An 18,015-nucleotide genomic window follows, 5' to 3' on the forward strand; every position below is an offset into this window, starting at 1 on the left:
GTATAATATGTTAGACATTTTTAACACTTAAGGAAGTGAAAACGATAACTATGGATAATAAATTTACTATGAAAAGTTTTTTTAAGATTTTGAAACTATGTAAAGAATTTTGGAAAAAATATATTTTGATTTCAATATGCTTAGTTATTACAAGTTTTTTATCTACATATCCTATCAAATATATAGAAAAAATTATAAATACCTGTACAAGCGTTGGAAATAACAAGATGGATTTATTCATAAAGTTTGGGGTAATATATCTTATTCTTCAGATTTTGAATGTTTTATTTAGAGCTATATTTGAATATTTAAGTGCTGATTTAGAATCTAGTATAGGGCATAAAATTAGGGTTATGTTGTTTTCTAGGCTTGAAAAAGTTCCGTTTAAATTTTACGAAAAAAACAATACTAGTGATTTGATTATGAGATTAGTACAGGACAGTAATATAACCGTAGATGGTATACTGCAGCCAATAACTTTTATTATAAATAATATTCTTACATTTATCTTAGGATTTATTTATATGTTTTCCATTGATAAAACTCTTACTTTAATTATGATTCCTATGGGACTTATAATCTCATTATTAACTCTAAAAACAGGTACTAAATTATGTATTTTATCAGAAAATGAGAGACAAGCTACTTCAGTTTTATGGAATAAATTTATTGAATGTATTAATGGAATAAAAGAGATCAAAACAAATTGTCAAGAAAAAAGGATATTAGATATTATAACAAAACAAAGTAATAATACAAAAACAAACATTATGAATCTTAAAAAGTACACTATAAAAACTAGTAATATAAATAGTGCGTTTTTCATGACAATTATTGCTATAATAATGATTTTAGGTGGATACAAAGTAACAATTGGAAAACTTTCTATAGGTGGTCTTTCTGCTATTATGATGTATAACGGACTTTTGGTTGATCCTATGATAAATTTCTTTGATTTGTATCAAAGAATGCAAAGAGTATTTGTCAGTTGTGATAAAATTTTTGCAATACTAGAATGTAAAGAAGAAGAAAACAATTATAAGTATTCAAATGTAAAATTTGAAAATAAAATAGAAGTGAAAAATCTAAGTTTTAAATATGATTTGAGTTCAGATAGTAAATATAATTTGAATAATGTTTCTTTAGAAATTAAAAAAGGAGATAAAATTGCATTAGTTGGATATAGCGGCTCCGGTAAAAGTACTTTATGTAAGTTATTGATGAAGTTTTATGATAAGTTTGAAGGTATGATAACTATTGATAATATTGATTTAAAGGAAATGGATATAAATAATATAAGAAGTTTATTTGGAATAGTATTTCAAGATACTTTTCTATTCTCAGGAACGCTGAAAGAAAATTTAATCTTTGGAAAACCAAATGCTTCTGATAAAGAGATTAAAAGGGCTTTAGAAATTTCAGGAGTGGATTTATTTTCAAAAAATTTACCTGATGGATTACAAACTCTAGTTGGGGAAAATGGATTTAATTTATCTGGAGGAGAAAAACAAAGAATATCTATATGCAGAACGATTTTACGGAATCCAGATATAATCATACTAGATGAAAGTACATCAGCTTTAGATGCCATAACAACTTCTACAGTAACTAAAAATCTAATAAATTTTTTTAAAGATAAAACGATTATTTTTACTGCTCATAAATTAACGAATATATCTAATATTTGTAATAAGATATATGTTTTTGATAAAGGCTTTTTAGTGGAGCAAGGGCAGCATAAAGAATTAATAGGTAAAGATTCATTATATAAACACTTGTATAATGCACAGTTTATACAGTAAAGTTTAATTCAAATTTTTACTAGATTCTTTATTAACGTGGTTTTTTTTATATTGATAGATAGATATTGGTATGTTAATAAAACAAATAGGTATCAATATAATAAAAATTTTTTTTAGTATATTTTCGTATTTTCCATCTATAATAGAAGGAATAATGGAAAATGCAGCTGTTTCCAAAATTATCACAAAAAACACTAAGACAAAATATGAAAGTCTATTTAAAGAAAAAACTTTTTTATTATAATTAGATATTAATTTCATTTTTTATATCCTTTCTTTTTTTAATATATGATAGTGTATTTAGAAGAATTTGTCATAATAATATTATAATACTTATTTTATTAGTTGGTAAAAAAATAATAAGTAAAATTAAGTATGTTCTAAAAACTACTATTATTGTGTTATGTTAAAAATTATAAATGTATAAGCTAGAATTTATATTGATATTATTTTGAATAATATGTATAATTTAGTAAAAATATTTAATAATCTATGATAAAAAATAATTTATATCATATTGAATATTGATTTAAAATTAGGGGGAATTTAAATGAATAATACAAAGAATACGAAATTAGTATATTGTATTTTAGGAAGTTTCATGCTTACACTATTACAGAGTCCAGTGTTTCTTAATGCAACATATAGTATATTCGACGGAAGTGTAGGAGCAAATGCATTTTCAAGAATGATTCATAAATTATTTGGATTTATTTCTTTTATTGGAATTATATTAGTAATAGTATTTTCATGTATTTTAATTATTAGTAATATAAATTTTAAAAATAAATAATTTGCAAAGTGTATAAAAAATTAAAAGTATATATATTAGTCAAAGCATCAATAGGATAAATGAAATGGTAGTTGTTATTATAGAAAATAATAAATTAGATTAAATTCACATCAGTAGTTTGGGATATGATTATTGATTTTATTAAGGAACATATATAGATTTGTGTAAATCAAATTTATACATGTTCCTTAATTTTTATATGTAATTTAAAAAAACTATTAAATTTACATAGGGATACCTTAAAAAGTTATACGCTTCCAATTTAGTATAATCATATTGTCAAAAAAAATTTCCCTAAAGCTAGAAAATAGAGAAATGTGCAGATATAAATATATTAATAGTTTTTTATAATATTTCAATTCCTCGTAGGTAGTATAAAATCCCTCAGACATGTATTATAGCACAATTTATAAAATGTAAATAAAATACAAAATATAAGATTTATTTCAACAAGCAGAATTGGGAGAGTGTAAAAGAGTTAATGTCTTTAATCAAAGGGCATTAACTCTTTTTTAATACAAAGAAAGGGGATGTGTCAAATAATTGAAGATAGTATTATATGGTTTATATCAAATTTAAAGTTTACAAAACTGGACAGAGAAAGAGAGGATATAAAATTTTTATTATGATATTCTTTTACCAAGGAGGTAATCAATATGGAATGGCTTATGCAACTCAGTAAATCAATCGAATATATAGAAAACAATTTGACCAGTGAAATTTCTTATGATGAAGCTGCAAAAATTGCCTGTTGTTCCACTTACTATTTTCAAAGAATGTTTTCATATGTAGCAGGAATTCCTCTATCGGAATATATCCGTAGACGAAGAATGACACAGGCAGCTTTTGAAATACAAAGTTGTAATACAAAAATCGGAGATATAGCATTTAAATATGGATATACTTCACCTACTGCATTTAATCGTGCATTTAAAAATATCCATGGTATTTCACCAACAGCTGCACGAAGCAAAGGTGTGTTGCTGCAGGCTTATCCATCGATAAGTTTTAAGATTACTGTTACAGGAGGTAAAAGCATGAGGTATAGGATCGAAACGAAAGAATCTTTTCGAATTGTGGGTGTTAGTGTTCCACTTCAAGAAGAAATGGAGGAAAATTTAAAAATAGTTCCAAAGTTTTGGGAGGAAATGTGGAGGGGTGATAAACTTTCAGAGATTTCTAGTTTATCAGATCAAAATCCAAAAAAACTTTTGGGAGTAAGTGTTTATACAAGTCCTCAATATATTTCATATTACATTGCTGTGGCAACAGATAAACCAGTTCCAAAAGGTATGACAGAGTATGTAATACCATCTGCTACTTGGGTTGTTTTGGAATGTGACGGACACTATCCTGAGTCCATTCAAACTATGTATAAACGATTTTTAACAGAATGGCTTCCCTTTTCTGGATATAAATATGCAGAACTTCCTGATATTGAGGTTTATTCAAGTTGTGATGAAAAGCCAAATGGTGGGCATTCTGAAATTTGGATTGCTATAGAAAAAGAATAGATTTGGAGGAGATAAAATGAATTATGACATTAAAGTTAGAGATGTGGAGCCTATACGGGTAGCGTATATGCGTTATAAAGGTGTTGTTACAGAAGCAAATAAGGTTTTCCCTAATGTATTTAAGGCAATTAGAGGTAAGGTAAACAGTGCACCTTTTTTCTGTTATTATGCTATGAATCCTGATACGAAAGTGGGTGAGCTTGACTTATGTGTTCCTACCTCTGAAACACCAATAACAAGCGGTATTGAAGTAAAAGAAATACCTCGTATTAAAGCAGTTTGTGTTACTCATATAGGTCCTTATGAAACACTACAAAATGCATATACAGCTATAAATAAATATGCTCAGTCTCATGGTTTAATATTGCAGCCGCCATTTAGAGAAGTATTTATAAAAGGCCCTGGGATGATTTTAAAAGGTAATCCTAATAAATATATTACTGAAATTTTATTTCCCATAAAAGAGGTGAAATAGCATGTGGGCGATTAAGGTTGAAAATTTGGTAAAACAATATAAAAATGGAGTTAGAGCTTTAAATGGATTGAGTTTACAGGTTAAAAGTGGAGAGATTTTCTCTCTACTTGGTCAAAATGGTGCAGGTAAGTCTACTTTAATTAATATTCTAACAACATATCTTCATAAAACATCTGGTAAGATAACTGTATTTGGAAAGGATATTGAAGAGGATCCTAATTCTATTCGTAAGCAGATTGCCTGTGTTGCTCAACGTACTTCTATTGATAATCATCTATCAATGGAGGAGAATATGATATTTCAGTCAAGGCTTTATAAAGTGAACTCTGACATAGCTAAAAAGAGAATGAAAGAATTAATCCATTGCTTTGAATTGGAACATTATTTAAAATATCCGGTATCTTCTTATTCTGGTGGTGTAAAACGTAGGTTAGATATTGCTGTGAATATGATGTCTCAACCGAAAATTTTGTTTTTGGATGAACCTACTGTGGGTATGGATATTCAGTCAAGAATGGCTATGTGGGATATGATGAAGAAGATTCGAGATGATTTTGGAACAACTATTTTTCTTACCACTCATTATTTAGAGGAGGCTGACCAACTTTCAAGTACAATTTGTATTATGAAGGATGGACATGAGATTGTTCAGGCTTCTCCTTGTGAACTGCGAAAGTATGTGCATCAAAATGTTCTTCGTATCAGTTTTCATAAGGAAGAACAGGCCCAAAATTGTGCTAGTAATTTGCAACATACCATGTCATTAAAATCGGTAATTGTAAAAGATAACTGCATTACAATAGGGACAAGAGATAGTCAAAAGGATTTTCATTCTATTAATAAATGGTTATTAGAGAATGACATATCTTTTACAGGTATTGAAATTGCACAACCAAGTCTGGATGATATATTTTTAAATCTTACAAAAGCAAGTGAAAAAGAGGTGTTATCATGAGTATTTTTAATATGATGTGGCGCAACATGAAGTGGCGTTTTCAAAATCCTATATCAATCATTATCACTATTTCACAGCCTATTCTTTGGCTTATACTATATAGTGCAGTTGCAAATGGAACAATGCAAAATACAGGGATTCATAACTATACTGCATATATTTTGCCAGGCATCATGGTTCTTGTTACAATGGCTGCTTGCAGCAGCGGTGGTATAATTAATTTTTTGATGAAATCAAGTGGTAGTTTTTATAGGGTGCTTATCTCACCTATTAGAAGAAGTTCTATTGTGTTGGGACAAATGCTAGAAGCTGTTTTATGTACTTTTTTTGAAGTAACAATTTTATGTGTTTTAAGCTTGTTGTTTGGAGTAAAGTTTACTACAGGTGTGGTTGGTATCTTACTTATGATAGTATTGATTTTCTTTACAGCATTTTTCATGTCGGGATTGGCTTATACTATAAGCTTGATTTTACCAAATGAAGTGATTTACGAGACAATTATGAATATAATTGTATTGCCAATTTTCTTTTTAAGTACTGCATTATTTCCTGCCGAAAATGTATCGGGTGTACTCAAGATAGCCATAAACCTTAATCCCTTTACCCATGTTATTAATGCATTACGAAACTTAATATTAGGAGATTTTATTTCCTTAAAATTTATTTTACCTGTTATTTTTCTGTTTGCTGTAATGTGTATTTGTAGTTTTACTTTGGCACTTTGGAGATTAGACAAAGAAACTACACACTAAATTAAGCAACATCTATATTGGTATACTTATTTAAAGCTATTCTACAAGGAACAGTACTCATAACAAATACTAGAATAATTGCAGTTAAAAGATATCTTATTTTTTTAGAAAATATACTATCAGGTCTTTTAGCTAAAGATAAAAATTGAACTATTATTGAAATAGAAATGTTATAATAAAAAAGAAACTAGTAAAAATTAAAAATATATTATTTTATTATAATAGAGAAGTAAATATGTAAGGAAAGGTGAGTAGTTTATGTTGTATCATGCATCAGGAGAAGTTGTTGAATTTCCAGAGATAAGAAAAAGTAGATATACAAAAGATTTTTCCTGGGGATTTTATTGTACCAATAATTTTAAACAAGCTAAAAGATGGGCTAAAAGAAATAGGGAATGTCCTACAGTTAATTATTATACTTATATGGAAAACAAACAGTTAAAAATATTAAAATTTGAAAACATGACTGATGAATGGTTAGATTTTATTGCTGCTTGCAGAAATGGATTAGTACATGATTATGATATAGTAGAAGGACCAATGGCGGATGATACTGTTTGGAATTATGTAAATGATTTTTTAGATGGAGAAATTACTAGAAACATTTTTTGGGAGTTAGCAAAGTTTAAATATCCTACTCATCAAATAAGTTTTCATACATTGAAAGCGTTAGATTGCCTTAAATTTGAGAGGAGTGAAATTATAAATGAATGATACTCAAAAAAATGACTTATTTTACGTTTGTTCACTCATAGAATTTATAGGAAGAAAGACGAAAAATAGAAGATCAACTATTGTAGAAATACTTGGAAAGAAAGAGTTAAAGAGACAGCTAGAACTTGCTGATGTTAATCATTGTTTATCATTTGAGCAAGTATCAGATGAGATAATAGAGTATTTTAATATAAAAGAAGGTAATTTTGATTCAGTAGGATTATGTAAATATACTGTACCAAGTTTCCAAGCAATAGGAAAAGAATATCAAAGATTAATAATAGATGTAAGTTCAGAAGATGATGATACAGTAGATGTTTTGTATGAAGTGTTTCAATCATTTATTAGTGATGAGATTTCAGATTTTAATTCATCAGTATACTATAGTACTCCAGAATACTTAAAGTATTCTTATTTAGAAGGAAAACTATTGGCATAAGGTTATAGCAGAAACTTATAGTTTCTGCTATAACTTTTATATGCGTATTTTGCTACAAAATTTTTATTTTAAGACCTCTGATTTAATAACATATTTACTATTAGGAAGATATTTTAATCTATAATTCTTACCTTCATAAATTTTATTAACCCTTGCGTTATAATAATAAGTCTGTTTTTCCAATACAAAGGATGGAGTTCCTTTTCCTTTATGTACACTGATACATTTGCCACTAGTAGTTTTATAATTTTTATTAATATAATAACTAATATCTTGAAAACGTGGTTTTAAAACGCTGTTGCAGCAGTATATAGTCCATATCATAAGCAAAGGAACAAATATTATTAAAGGTGCTAATTTCTTTTTATTTTCTGCTTTAATCAAAATTATCACTAATGCAATTATCCAAAAAAATGCAAAGAATATTTGAAATACTGTATCTATAATAAAATCCATGACACTCATTCCTTTCACAAATCTAATAACATTTTATACCTATATGATATTACATATCACATAAAAAACCAAATAAAAACCTATAATAGATTTGTGTTAACCTATTTTTACTTTATTTTAATATTATGTATAATAAAGCAAAAACTGTACAAGATATTGTTTTTAGAAAGGAATGATATCATAAATAACAAATTCTTCTTTTGATACTATATTTTCTTTATCTTTTGAATCATGAAGTTCATTTAATTTGAATATTAAAAGTTATTTCATCATATGGTCTCCCAGATAAAGTTTGATGTTCATATCTCATAATTATTTTTTCATTGCCTGACTTTAGAGGTTTAAAATAAAAGTTTTGTCTATCATAACTTATACCTTTCTTGCCTCTTTTTGACCTAGGTATAGGTATATCAATCCAAGATTGTTTTTCAAGTTTAATTATTTTATTATTAATATCATTTTCTATATTCCATGTGTAAGTAATTGTCTTATTTGCATGTAAAGATATAATAAAATTATACTCTTTTGGAACAGTTAAATTTAATGTTCCATTTTTGTCTACTGCATACTGTTTTATTAAAGCATTCCTGTCCTTATATGTTATAATTGCAATATAATTTTTATTTACATTACCTGCATAAACATATCTTTGTTTACCTAATAATGCATCCATCTTATTAAGATTAAATATTTTAAAGTTATAGTTTACTAATTTAGAATTTATCTGATCAAAAAATACTTGTCGTGAAAATATAACTTTATACAGTAATAATATTACACATAGTAATATTACTGTTATTATGATAATAATATTTTTTTTACTATTCATATATATTCTCCTCAAATACAATTTTATACTTAGATATTATTATATGATAAATATTACATTATATCCATATTATGATAGTAAGAATATATCCTGGCAAAATGCTACATATGATTTAGATAGAGTCAATCCTATAGATTCTGGTTGATATACTAATACGTTAATACGTAGTAGACATGCTATGCCAGTTCGTGGCTATGAATACTATGAAGATATTGACAGTAAGATATATTTATTAATAGGGGTAATCCTAGGGTAGTTACGATAAACCGTAAACTCACTTCCTTAAAATGTAAATAAGTTTGTGGTTTATATATTTGGGTATATTTAGTATAATTATAGTATACGTAATGATATATTAATGCATAATTGTAAAAAACTACAAAACATGTATAAATAAATTATACGCAATGAATGGAGTACAAAAGGAAATGGATATTAATATTTTTATTATCATAATCATTGTATTAATCAACTTATATCCACTTTTAGTTTATAAGTCTCCTGTAACAAAATTGAAAAGGGATAGATTTGATGTGATAATTATTTTAGGCTTTCCTGCATTACAGGACGGGAAGCCTTCTCCGATAATGAGAGAAAGAGTTGTGAAAACAGTTGAATTATTTAATAAGGGATACGCTAATAACATTATATGTTCGGGTGGAGGAGTCTATAATAAATATATTGAAGCAGATGTTATGGCTAATTTCGCAAAATCATTAGGTATTCCAAATAGTTGTTTGATTAAAGAGGATAAATCAAGAAATACATATCAAAATATACAAAATTCAATAAAGATAATGGAAGATAAAAATTGGTCATCAGCAATGGTAGTAACTTCTCCTTGGCATTTAAGACGTTCTAACTATTTTTTATCAAAATTCAATATTACATATCAAATGGAGAAATCTGACTATCCAAGAGAATTCTCTTATCTTTATATTATTGCTATATATATGTGGGAAAATTATGTAATGGCCAAAACTAAGATAAAAAGACACTGATACTATATTGTTTTATAAGACGAACCAAAAGAGCTATTAAATCTCCTTTATTTAATATGTAATATCAATTGAATTATACTAATCTTTGTAATAATTTCTTCACTTATCATATGGAAAAAAACAAATAATTGGATTACATTATACCATTTTACCTATTCTTTTGTTCCAAATGAATAATGATGCTCCTAAACAACATAAAGAAAATAGGAAAAAGGTATATATATTATTTAAATTATATGAGCCTGCTAAAATATAATGTCCAATTGTTGCTGTCTTAAAAAATATATCAATCATAGGTTTAAATAAATATAATGCAGCTATCATAAAAGCAATACTTCCTAAGAATGTTAATATAGGCTTTTTGACAATTACACTTATAAATGAAGTTATACCAAGTAGGGATAAATGTATTACTAATATTATTAAATAATATTTTATATTGTATATTGTAGAATCAAATAAACCTAATTTTGAATTTATAATAAAATAGTTTGTAGATTCAACTCTAGGCATAAATATATATCCTATAAGGGTTTTTGTTAAATATACACAACATAGAATTGCTGCATAAATACTTGCTAAAGCTATCCACTTAGCTACTAGTAGTTTCCACTTTTTTATTGGCCTTAGCAATATCATTTTGTAGGCACCTGTATCAATTTCTAAACTTAAACATTCAGTAAAATATAAGGGTAATATAATAAATATTAAAACAGCATTAAAATCTGTCAGTTGTGTTACCGAGTAATTAAGACTATTAAGAGAAATTTCTAATCCTTTTTTAAGAACATAATTATCAACATGCCAACGTTTTTGATATATTAAAAAAACGAAAATTTGAAATACAATAGTAATCATAAATAATATTTTAGTACTTTTTTTATTCAAAATCCTTTCACATTCAGCCCAAATTAATTCTTTCATATTCTTTACCTTCCTTTTCTTATTCTAAATAATCTTCATTTATAAATGATAGGTATGATGTAATTTGAAAAATTGCAATAACTATGAACATGCCCAGTAAAAAAACACTTGTAATTCCAGCTGCAAAATTTGCTGCACCACTAAATTGAGCATAAACTGTTGATATACAAAGATATTTAAGTACAGTTAAACTATTCTTACAACTGCCAAATAGACTAAGTACAATTTCTATGTATAAAAAATTTACAAAAAAAGTTCCTATACTTAAACCTAAGGTTGCTGTTATGGTATTGCATTTTATTGAAAAGAATTGAACTATACTTCCAAAGGCAAGTAAACTTAAATATCCTACAAAATAGTATTTAAGAGTGTATATGGCTGCATATTTAGCATCATATAATCCTTCTTTTAAAAATAGTGCTGTTTTACTAACTTTAGGTAAATAAAATTCACCTACAATAAAAGAAATAATAAAATGAATTATTAATATTAAAAATATATTTATTGCTAATACTAAAAACTTTGCTAGATATAGCTTTTTTATAGAAATTGCTCTTGAAAAAGCCATTTTCAAATTTCCTTTTCTATATTCTTCATTGAAACTTAATACAAAAAAAATTAATACAATTATATTAGATGCAGTGAGTAACATCTCTTGAATACTTATTATAGGAAAATTCATACTGGAACTAAAAACTACATCTGTTACTTTTGCTTGTGTATTAGTTTCTAAAGCAAACTTTAATGATAATAAAACTATTACTGGTATAGAAAGAAAACACATTAAATTTATTTTTTTTGACCAAAATTTTTCAAATTCGTACATAAAAATACACTTAAACATTAGATAGTCCTCCATAAATTTTTGAATATAACTATTGCAGTAACTCCATAAAAACATCCTCTAAGGTTTTGTTTTTTTCAATAGAATTCAACAATGTGTCAGATGCTCCACTCCACTTTATACTTCCATCTTTTATAAGAACATACTTAGTACACACCTTCTGAAGTTCATCTAAGAGATGACTTGATATTAAAAATGTAATTCCATACTTTTCTTTAAGTTGTACTATTAATTCTCTTAATTCCTTCATTCCTAAAGGATCAAGACCATTTGTAGGTTCATCAAGTACTACTATTGATGGGTTATTAAGTAGTGCTTGAGCAATACCTAGCCTTTGTTTCATTCCTAAGGAATAGGTTTTTACTTTATCATTTCCTCTATCATCAGTTTTGGTTTTAAGCCCTACAATTTCTAATACTTCTTCTACTTTTTCAAGCTGCTGTTTTCTACTCATACCATGATTTAGTCTCGCTAAATTTTGTAAATTTTTTCTTCCTGACATGTAACCAAAGAATACTGGAACGTCTAAAACAGCACCTATTCCAAATAAAGCTTTTTCCCTGTTTTTAGATACATCTATCCCATTTACCAACACATTTCCTTTATCTGGATTGATTAGCCCAGTTATCATTTTCATTATGGTAGTTTTGCCTGCACCATTAGGACCTATAAAACCACAAATATCTGAACTTAAAATTTCAAATGAAACATTTTTTATTACTTTTCTTTTTTTAAAAGTTTTACTTACATTTTTAATTTCAATTTTTTTATTATTCATTTTTTTCAACTCCTAATTACAGTTAATTTATATATTTATACCCGGGTAATTTCACATATTTAGTTGATTTTTAAGTATACATACGAAGAATTCATTAATATATAAACATAAAAAAATAAACTTTTTATAAACTCTAATACATTTAAACCTTAAACTTGCAATAAATACATTTACGTACTATTATGTATTTACTCAACTTTTACAGTAAAAAAATACTGATTAGCGAAGAAAAAGGTTTCTAAGCAAGATATCATTTCGTGCAGCAGCTATTTTTCAACTGCGAAGGTTGAAGTATTTATTTAAAATTAATGCATCCAGCAAGAAGTTGATAGGTAAGTTCACATAATACACAATAAAGCTAAGTGTGCACAAGATTATTAGGTACAGAATAAGAGGTGATTATTACTAATGTATAAAAAAGTACTTATTGTAGATGATAATGAAGACATTATTTCATTTATAAAACCTGCATTAGAAGCAGAGGGGTTTTCTGTAGATTTTGCTTTAAAAGGGTATGAAGCTTTGGAAAAAGTAAATAACGATTTAGATATTATTTTACTTGATGTAATGCTGCCAGATCTAAATGGATTTGATATCTGTAAACGAATTAGAGAAAAAATAAACTGTCCAATTATATTTTTGACAGCTAGAGGACTTGAAGAAGAAAGGATTAAAGGATTTTTGCTTGGGGGTGATGATTATATAGTAAAGCCTTTTTCTTTAAAAGAACTTATTTTAAGGATCAATGTTCATTTTAAAAGGACCTGTGAAAATGTGAGAAAAAAAGAAACAACAAAACTAAATTTTGATAATTTATCAGTTAACTTAATATCAAAGTGTATTGAACAAAATGGAATTGAAATAGATTTTACTAAAAAGGAATATGAAATTATTGAACTTTTATGTACTCATCCTGGACAAGTATTTTCTAAGGAGCAAATTTTTGAAACTATATGGGGATATGACAGTGAAAGCAATCTTAATACTGTAACTGAACATATAAAAAGAATAAGGTCTAAGTTTAATTTCAATAATATATCTAATAATTATATAAAAACTGCATGGGGGATAGGATACAAATGGGAGTCTTTAAACATATAAATAAAAATTTGAAAATAAAAACACAATTTGTATTGTTTTTTATTTCAACTACTATAGTATCAATTATTCTTTCTCTTATTGTTCTTACTTTATTTTTATCTACATGTTATAACAAGAAAGTAGCATGTTCTAATGAAGTATATGCATCAAGAAATGTAGACAAAATTTTTAATGAAAACTTTAAAAATGAAATAGATAGGGAAGTACTAAAAAAAGATTTTGATTATTGGATTGTGCTAAAAAATAAAGATGTTTTATATTCTTCAACTGATAGTAAATTACCTGGTGAAATTTCTATAAAGTCTAATAGATATTTTACAAAAGAATATGATAAGAAAGATAAAAAAATGTATGTTGTTGTTTTTACTCCATTAATTTCTAATAATAAATTAAAAGGAGGATTTGTTCAAAAATATAAAAGTAATTCTATTGCAGAAACGGCTGTTATTGACAAACTTATGAGAAAAGTAGGTAGTGATCTTTTTTATCCGTTATTTGCTATTATTTCAGTACTTTTAATTCATTTTATAGTAGTAATTTGTTTTTCATGGTTATTTTCATCTGGGATTAATAAGAACTTAAAAAAATTAATCAAAATTAGTGATAAAATCAAAAATGGTCGTCTAGATTTTAAGATAGATTTATCTTATAAAAATGAAATAGGTGAAGTTCTAAAAGCTTTTGAGGAAATGAGATCAACTTTAGAAAAGTCTCTTAAAACACAATGGTTAATGACACAACAAAGAAAAGATATGATTTTAGCGCTTACTCATGATATTAAAACTCCTATAACTATTATATATGGGCATTTAGAACTACTTTCAGGAAATTACGGTAATATATCAGAAAAACAAAAAGAAGATTATATTAAAATTTTACTAAATAATGCGGATAAAGTAAGAAGACTTATAAATCAATTAAATGAAGTATGGGATTTAGAAAGGCCAAACTTATCTTTAAATGTACAAGCTGTAAATATGGACGAGTTCATTTCTTGTATCAAAGAAAATATTTATTGTCTTTGTAATGAGAAAAAAGTAAATTTTGTAGTATCACATTCATTTAAAGATACAGAAAGCTGTTATTTTGATGCTTTTAGAATAGAAGAAACTCTTTCAAACATTATATCTAATTCCTTAAAGTATACAAAAGAAAATGATGAAATACTACTTGAGAGTTTTTTGAAAGATAATTCGCTTTTCTTTAGGGTATCAGATACAGGTAAAGGCTTTACTAATGAAACAAATATAATTTTTAATAAATATTATAAAGAAAATGAAGATGTAGCTTATAAAAATAGTTCTGGATTAGGCCTTTATATATGCAAACTTATTGTTGAAAAACACAATGGAAAAATTCATGCATATAACAATACTAAAGGTGGTGCAACTGTAGAATTTTCACTGCCAAGAAGAAATGCACATATTCTGTAGTAAAATATAGTTTAAAATGGAAATTGTTTTCATTTTTGAAAGTAGCTTACTTGACAATATGCATAAGCATATATATAATTGTACATAATTACAGTATAGTTAAATATATATAAACAGTGATTATAAAAGCTACGATTTATAAATTTCTTCAGAGAGCCGATGGTTGGTGTGAATCGGTGAAAGGTTAAATCTTTCCACTTTTGGAGCTGTCGGTGATGAATCGAAAGGGTAGTATCCTTTATAATACTATTGAGCGGCTGATTGTTTTATACATCAGCAATTTGGGTGGCAACGCGGATTGCTTCCGTCCCAGTTATATATGGGATGGAAGTTTTTTATTTTTTGTATTATGCAATATATTTAATTCAGGAGGGAAAAACATGTTAGATTTAAAATTTGTAAGAAAAAATCCAGAGATTGTTAAGCAAAACATAAAAAATAAGTTTCAAGATAATAAGTTAGGTTTAGTAGATGAAGTAATTGCTTTAGATAGTGAACTTAGAGATACAAAACATGAGGCAGAAACTTTAAGAGCTGGAAGAAATAAAATTTCAAAGCAAATTGGTGCATTAATGGCTCAGAAGAAAAGAGAGGAAGCAGAAGAACTTAAGAAAAAAGTTACTGCAGATTCACAACATTTGGGAGAATTAGGAAAGAAAGAAGCTGAACTTAATAAAAGAGTTAAAGAGATTATGATGGTTATTCCAAATATAATAGATCCAAGTGTTCCTATTGGTAAAGATGATAGTGAAAACGTAGAATTGGAGCGTTTTGGTGAGCCAGCTGTACCTGATTTTGAAATTCCATATCATACTGAAATTATGAAAAAATTAAATGGTATTGATTTGGAGAGTGCTGGAAAAGTTGCTGGGAATGGATTTTATTATTTAATGGGTAATGTGGCAAGACTTCATTCTGCAGTGCTTTCTTATGCAAGAGACTTTATGATAAATCGTGGATTTACATATTGTATACCACCTTTTATGATTAGAAGTGAAGTAGTAACTGGTGTTATGAGTTTTGCAGAAATGGATGCAATGATGTACAAAATAGAAGGTGAAGATTTATATTTAATTGGAACTAGCGAACATTCTATGATTGGTAAATTTATTAACACAATATTACCAGAAGGTTCTTTACCTCAAACTTTGACTAGTTATTCTCCTTGTTTTAGAAAAGAAAAGGGAGCTCACGGTATCGAAGAAAGAGGAGTATACAGAATTCATCAATTTGAAAAACAAGAAATGATTGTTGTATGTAAACCTGAGGATAGTATGATGTGGTATGAAAAATTATGGAAAAATACAGTAGATTTATTCCGTTCTTTGGATATACCAGTTAGAACTTTAGAATGTTGTTCTGGTGACTTAGCTGATTTAAAGGTAAAATCAGTGGATGTAGAAGCTTGGTCTCCTAGACAGAAAAAATATTTTGAAATTGGAAGCTGCTCTAACTTAGGTGACGCACAAGCACGTCGTTTGAAAATTAGAATAGATGGCGAGGATGGAAAGTATTTTCCTCATACATTAAACAATACTGTAGTAGCACCTCCAAGAATGTTGATTGCATTTTTAGAGAACAATTTAAATGAAGATGGTTCTATAAATATTCCAAAAGCTTTACAACCATATATGGGTGGCATGGAAGTAATTAAATAGCTCAACCTTCGTTGGTTGCGAAAAATGATATCTTGCTCTGGGGAACATACATAGATTTGTGTAAATCAAATCTATGTATGTTTTTTTTATGTATGTATAACTTACAAAAAATGTTTTTTTATAAAAAAAATCTGTCTAAAATTTATATAAATTATATTTTAAATGTAAAACTTGAAATATAATCAATATACTTATTGTAATTTAGTTCAATGAAAATTCAAACATATATGTAATAATATTGTAATAATCAAAGAAATATGTAATGATATTATATAGATAGTAAGCGTTTTTATTAAAAGGAGGATTGGAACTTTGCGTAAGTTTTATGGAATTTTAATTTTAGTAATTATTATAATTGCAGGTTATTGTGTGTATATAGGTGCTCATAAAAGCAGTGATAAAAATGGGTTTGCCATTTATTTTGTAAAGGCAGAAAGTAAAAAAGGTGCATTAAGCTATGGAAGAAATGAACAGGACGGTAAATATGTTAAAACCGATCTTTCTATGGACTCTTTAGATATAGAAGACCAGCCTTTATTAGAAGAAAAGGATATAAAAAAGTACAATTGGAATACTCATGAAATTCAGTTAACTGATGATTATTTAAAGAATCATAAATCCATTATACAAAAGGATGATGAGTTAACAGAAGGGGGAAGTAACTTACTTCATACAAAAGAATTAGATGCAGTAGTAATAATGGTTAATGATAAAAGAATATATTGTGCAGGATTTCCTATTAGTCCAAGAAAATCTTGTTTTCCACCTGAATATATGATTAAAGATGTTTCTAAAGATACTATTGCTATTGTTAAAAATAGTAATAAATTTGAAAAAGATTTAAGGCAAAAGAATAAAATTTATAATGCACTTAAAAAAGCAAATATTTTGGTGGAACACCCATAGTCATCAAGCTAAGAAGTATAGAATTTTCTAAAAATGCTAAGTGAAAGAATATATTTAAGAAAGCAGGTGTTAATATGAGTTGGATTGATTCAATAAAAGAATTTGTCCCTTACAATGAGCAAGAAAGAAAAGACAAGGAAGTAATATTGAAATGTATAAATATATTTGATGATATTTTAAAAAGAGACAATGAAATTATTCATATAACAAGTTCTGGGTTTGTAATAAATAAAGATAAAAATAAAGTGTTAATGGTACATCATAATATATTTAATGCATGGTCTTTGCCCGGAGGACATGCAGATGGTGAGGAAAATTTATTAGGCGTAGCTATATCAGAAATTAAAGAAGAAACAGGAGTAAAAAATATTAGTCCTATCACTAATAAGATTGTTTCATTAGATATGTTATCTCCGTTTGGGCATTTCAGAAAAGGAAAATATGTTTCATCACATTTACATGTATCAGTAGTATATTTATTTCAAGCTGATGAGAATGAGCAGGTTATTATTAAACCAGATGAGAATAGTGCTGTTAAGTGGATTCCAATGAATGAAATAGATATATACTCAAGTGAATCCCATATGAAGAAAATTTATAATAAAATAATATGCAAAATTGAAGATTTCTATGATGCATAA

The 18,015-nt window shown here is 26.9% G+C and carries 21 protein-coding genes and 1 other annotated feature; of the genes, 15 read left to right on the plus strand and 6 right to left on the minus strand.

Translation table 11 applies throughout. The features are described from left to right. Positions 1–50: 50 nt before the first annotated feature. From ACFIJ5_RS18300 to ACFIJ5_RS18330, 7 genes are all read left to right on the plus strand, one after another. Entirely contained in the window at positions 51–1,802 is a 1,752-nt protein-coding gene (locus ACFIJ5_RS18300; RefSeq protein WP_379809721.1) for an ABC transporter ATP-binding protein, read from the plus strand. Between the two features lie 70 nt (positions 1,803–1,872). After that, positions 1,873–2,046, plus strand: a complete 174-nt coding sequence (locus tag ACFIJ5_RS18305) for a hypothetical protein (RefSeq protein ID WP_404661516.1) — start codon at positions 1,873–1,875, stop codon at positions 2,044–2,046. Positions 2,047–2,352: 306 nt separating this feature from the next. Continuing rightward, positions 2,353–2,595 carry a hypothetical protein gene (locus ACFIJ5_RS18310; protein WP_379809722.1) on the plus strand — a complete coding sequence of 81 codons (243 nt, stop codon included), beginning with the start codon at positions 2,353–2,355 and terminating at the stop codon, positions 2,593–2,595. 656 nt (positions 2,596–3,251) lie between these two features. Beyond that, on the plus strand, positions 3,252–4,109 hold the full coding sequence (locus ACFIJ5_RS18315; protein ID WP_379809723.1) for an AraC family transcriptional regulator: 858 nt from the start codon (positions 3,252–3,254) through the stop codon (positions 4,107–4,109). A gap of 16 nt (positions 4,110–4,125) precedes the next feature. Further along, on the plus strand, positions 4,126–4,584 hold the full coding sequence (locus tag ACFIJ5_RS18320; protein WP_379809724.1) for a GyrI-like domain-containing protein: 459 nt from the start codon (positions 4,126–4,128) through the stop codon (positions 4,582–4,584). Between the two features lies 1 nt (position 4,585). Further along, positions 4,586–5,539: an ABC transporter ATP-binding protein gene (locus ACFIJ5_RS18325; protein WP_379809725.1), complete on the plus strand. Its 954-nt coding sequence runs from the start codon at positions 4,586–4,588 to the stop codon at positions 5,537–5,539. Continuing rightward, positions 5,536–6,291, plus strand: a complete 756-nt coding sequence (locus ACFIJ5_RS18330) for an ABC transporter permease (RefSeq protein WP_379809726.1) — start codon at positions 5,536–5,538, stop codon at positions 6,289–6,291. Before ACFIJ5_RS18325 ends, ACFIJ5_RS18330 begins: the two co-directional genes overlap by 4 nt. A 1-nt stretch (position 6,292) precedes the next feature. On the opposite strand, the gene ACFIJ5_RS18335 is transcribed toward ACFIJ5_RS18330, so the two are convergent. Then, positions 6,293–6,460, minus strand: coding sequence for an ABC-2 family transporter protein (locus ACFIJ5_RS18335; protein ID WP_379809804.1), 168 nt, complete (start codon positions 6,458–6,460; stop codon positions 6,293–6,295). Positions 6,461–6,549: 89 nt separating this feature from the next. On the opposite strand from ACFIJ5_RS18335, the gene ACFIJ5_RS18340 reads away from it, so the two are divergent. Further along, positions 6,550–7,005 (plus strand): DUF3990 domain-containing protein, encoded by a 456-nt coding sequence (locus tag ACFIJ5_RS18340; RefSeq protein WP_379809727.1) that lies wholly within the window; start codon positions 6,550–6,552, stop codon positions 7,003–7,005. After that, positions 6,998–7,444, plus strand: coding sequence for a hypothetical protein (locus tag ACFIJ5_RS18345; protein WP_379809728.1), 447 nt, complete (start codon positions 6,998–7,000; stop codon positions 7,442–7,444). The genes ACFIJ5_RS18340 and ACFIJ5_RS18345 overlap by 8 nt, the downstream gene beginning before the upstream one ends. A gap of 63 nt (positions 7,445–7,507) precedes the next feature. Here the strand turns inward: ACFIJ5_RS18345 and ACFIJ5_RS18350 are convergent, their stop codons facing one another. Continuing rightward, positions 7,508–7,900 carry a hypothetical protein gene (locus ACFIJ5_RS18350; protein WP_379809729.1) on the minus strand — a complete coding sequence of 131 codons (393 nt, stop codon included), beginning with the start codon at positions 7,898–7,900 and terminating at the stop codon, positions 7,508–7,510. A 238-nt stretch (positions 7,901–8,138) separates the two neighbouring features. Then, positions 8,139–8,729, minus strand: a complete 591-nt coding sequence (locus ACFIJ5_RS18355) for a protease inhibitor I42 family protein (protein ID WP_379809730.1) — start codon at positions 8,727–8,729, stop codon at positions 8,139–8,141. Between the two features lie 428 nt (positions 8,730–9,157). Here ACFIJ5_RS18355 and ACFIJ5_RS18360 point away from each other — a divergent pair, with 428 nt between their 5' ends. Then, a complete protein-coding gene (locus tag ACFIJ5_RS18360; RefSeq protein WP_379809731.1) occupies positions 9,158–9,730 on the plus strand; it encodes a YdcF family protein in 573 nt (190 codons plus the stop codon). A 138-nt stretch (positions 9,731–9,868) separates the two neighbouring features. Here the strand turns inward: ACFIJ5_RS18360 and ACFIJ5_RS18365 are convergent, their stop codons facing one another. From ACFIJ5_RS18365 to ACFIJ5_RS18375, 3 genes are read right to left on the minus strand one after another with little or no spacing between them, the layout of a single operon-like run. Next, positions 9,869–10,654 carry a hypothetical protein gene (locus ACFIJ5_RS18365; protein WP_379809732.1) on the minus strand — a complete coding sequence of 262 codons (786 nt, stop codon included), beginning with the start codon at positions 10,652–10,654 and terminating at the stop codon, positions 9,869–9,871. A 19-nt stretch (positions 10,655–10,673) separates the two neighbouring features. Next, positions 10,674–11,498 carry an ABC transporter permease gene (locus ACFIJ5_RS18370; RefSeq protein ID WP_379809733.1) on the minus strand — a complete coding sequence of 275 codons (825 nt, stop codon included), beginning with the start codon at positions 11,496–11,498 and terminating at the stop codon, positions 10,674–10,676. Positions 11,499–11,529: 31 nt separating this feature from the next. Continuing rightward, positions 11,530–12,276 (minus strand): ABC transporter ATP-binding protein, encoded by a 747-nt coding sequence (locus tag ACFIJ5_RS18375; RefSeq protein ID WP_379809734.1) that lies wholly within the window; start codon positions 12,274–12,276, stop codon positions 11,530–11,532. Positions 12,277–12,684: 408 nt separating this feature from the next. Between ACFIJ5_RS18375 and ACFIJ5_RS18380 the strand changes: the two genes are divergently transcribed. The 5 genes from ACFIJ5_RS18380 to ACFIJ5_RS18400 all read left to right on the plus strand — a co-directional run bounded on the left by ACFIJ5_RS18380 (position 12,685) and on the right by ACFIJ5_RS18400 (position 18,015). Beyond that, positions 12,685–13,377, plus strand: coding sequence for a response regulator transcription factor (locus ACFIJ5_RS18380; RefSeq protein ID WP_379809735.1), 693 nt, complete (start codon positions 12,685–12,687; stop codon positions 13,375–13,377). Then, a complete protein-coding gene (locus tag ACFIJ5_RS18385) occupies positions 13,356–14,810 on the plus strand; it encodes a HAMP domain-containing sensor histidine kinase (RefSeq protein WP_379809736.1) in 1,455 nt (484 codons plus the stop codon). The genes ACFIJ5_RS18380 and ACFIJ5_RS18385 overlap by 22 nt, the downstream gene beginning before the upstream one ends. Positions 14,811–14,920: 110 nt before the next feature. Further along, positions 14,921–15,125: a binding site (T-box leader), on the plus strand. Between the two features lie 65 nt (positions 15,126–15,190). Continuing rightward, positions 15,191–16,468, plus strand: coding sequence for a serine--tRNA ligase (serS, locus tag ACFIJ5_RS18390; RefSeq protein ID WP_379809737.1), 1,278 nt, complete (start codon positions 15,191–15,193; stop codon positions 16,466–16,468). Between the two features lie 312 nt (positions 16,469–16,780). Further along, the gene (locus ACFIJ5_RS18395; RefSeq protein WP_379809738.1) at positions 16,781–17,374 is read left to right on the plus strand and encodes a hypothetical protein; all 594 of its coding nucleotides are present in this window, start codon (positions 16,781–16,783) and stop codon (positions 17,372–17,374) included. Positions 17,375–17,448: 74 nt separating this feature from the next. Further along, complete coding sequence (locus tag ACFIJ5_RS18400) at positions 17,449–18,015, plus strand: NUDIX hydrolase (RefSeq protein ID WP_379809739.1); 567 nt, start codon at positions 17,449–17,451, stop codon at positions 18,013–18,015.

Source organism: Haloimpatiens myeolchijeotgali (assembly GCF_042688525.2).
Classification (GTDB): domain Bacteria; phylum Bacillota; class Clostridia; order Clostridiales; family Clostridiaceae; genus Haloimpatiens.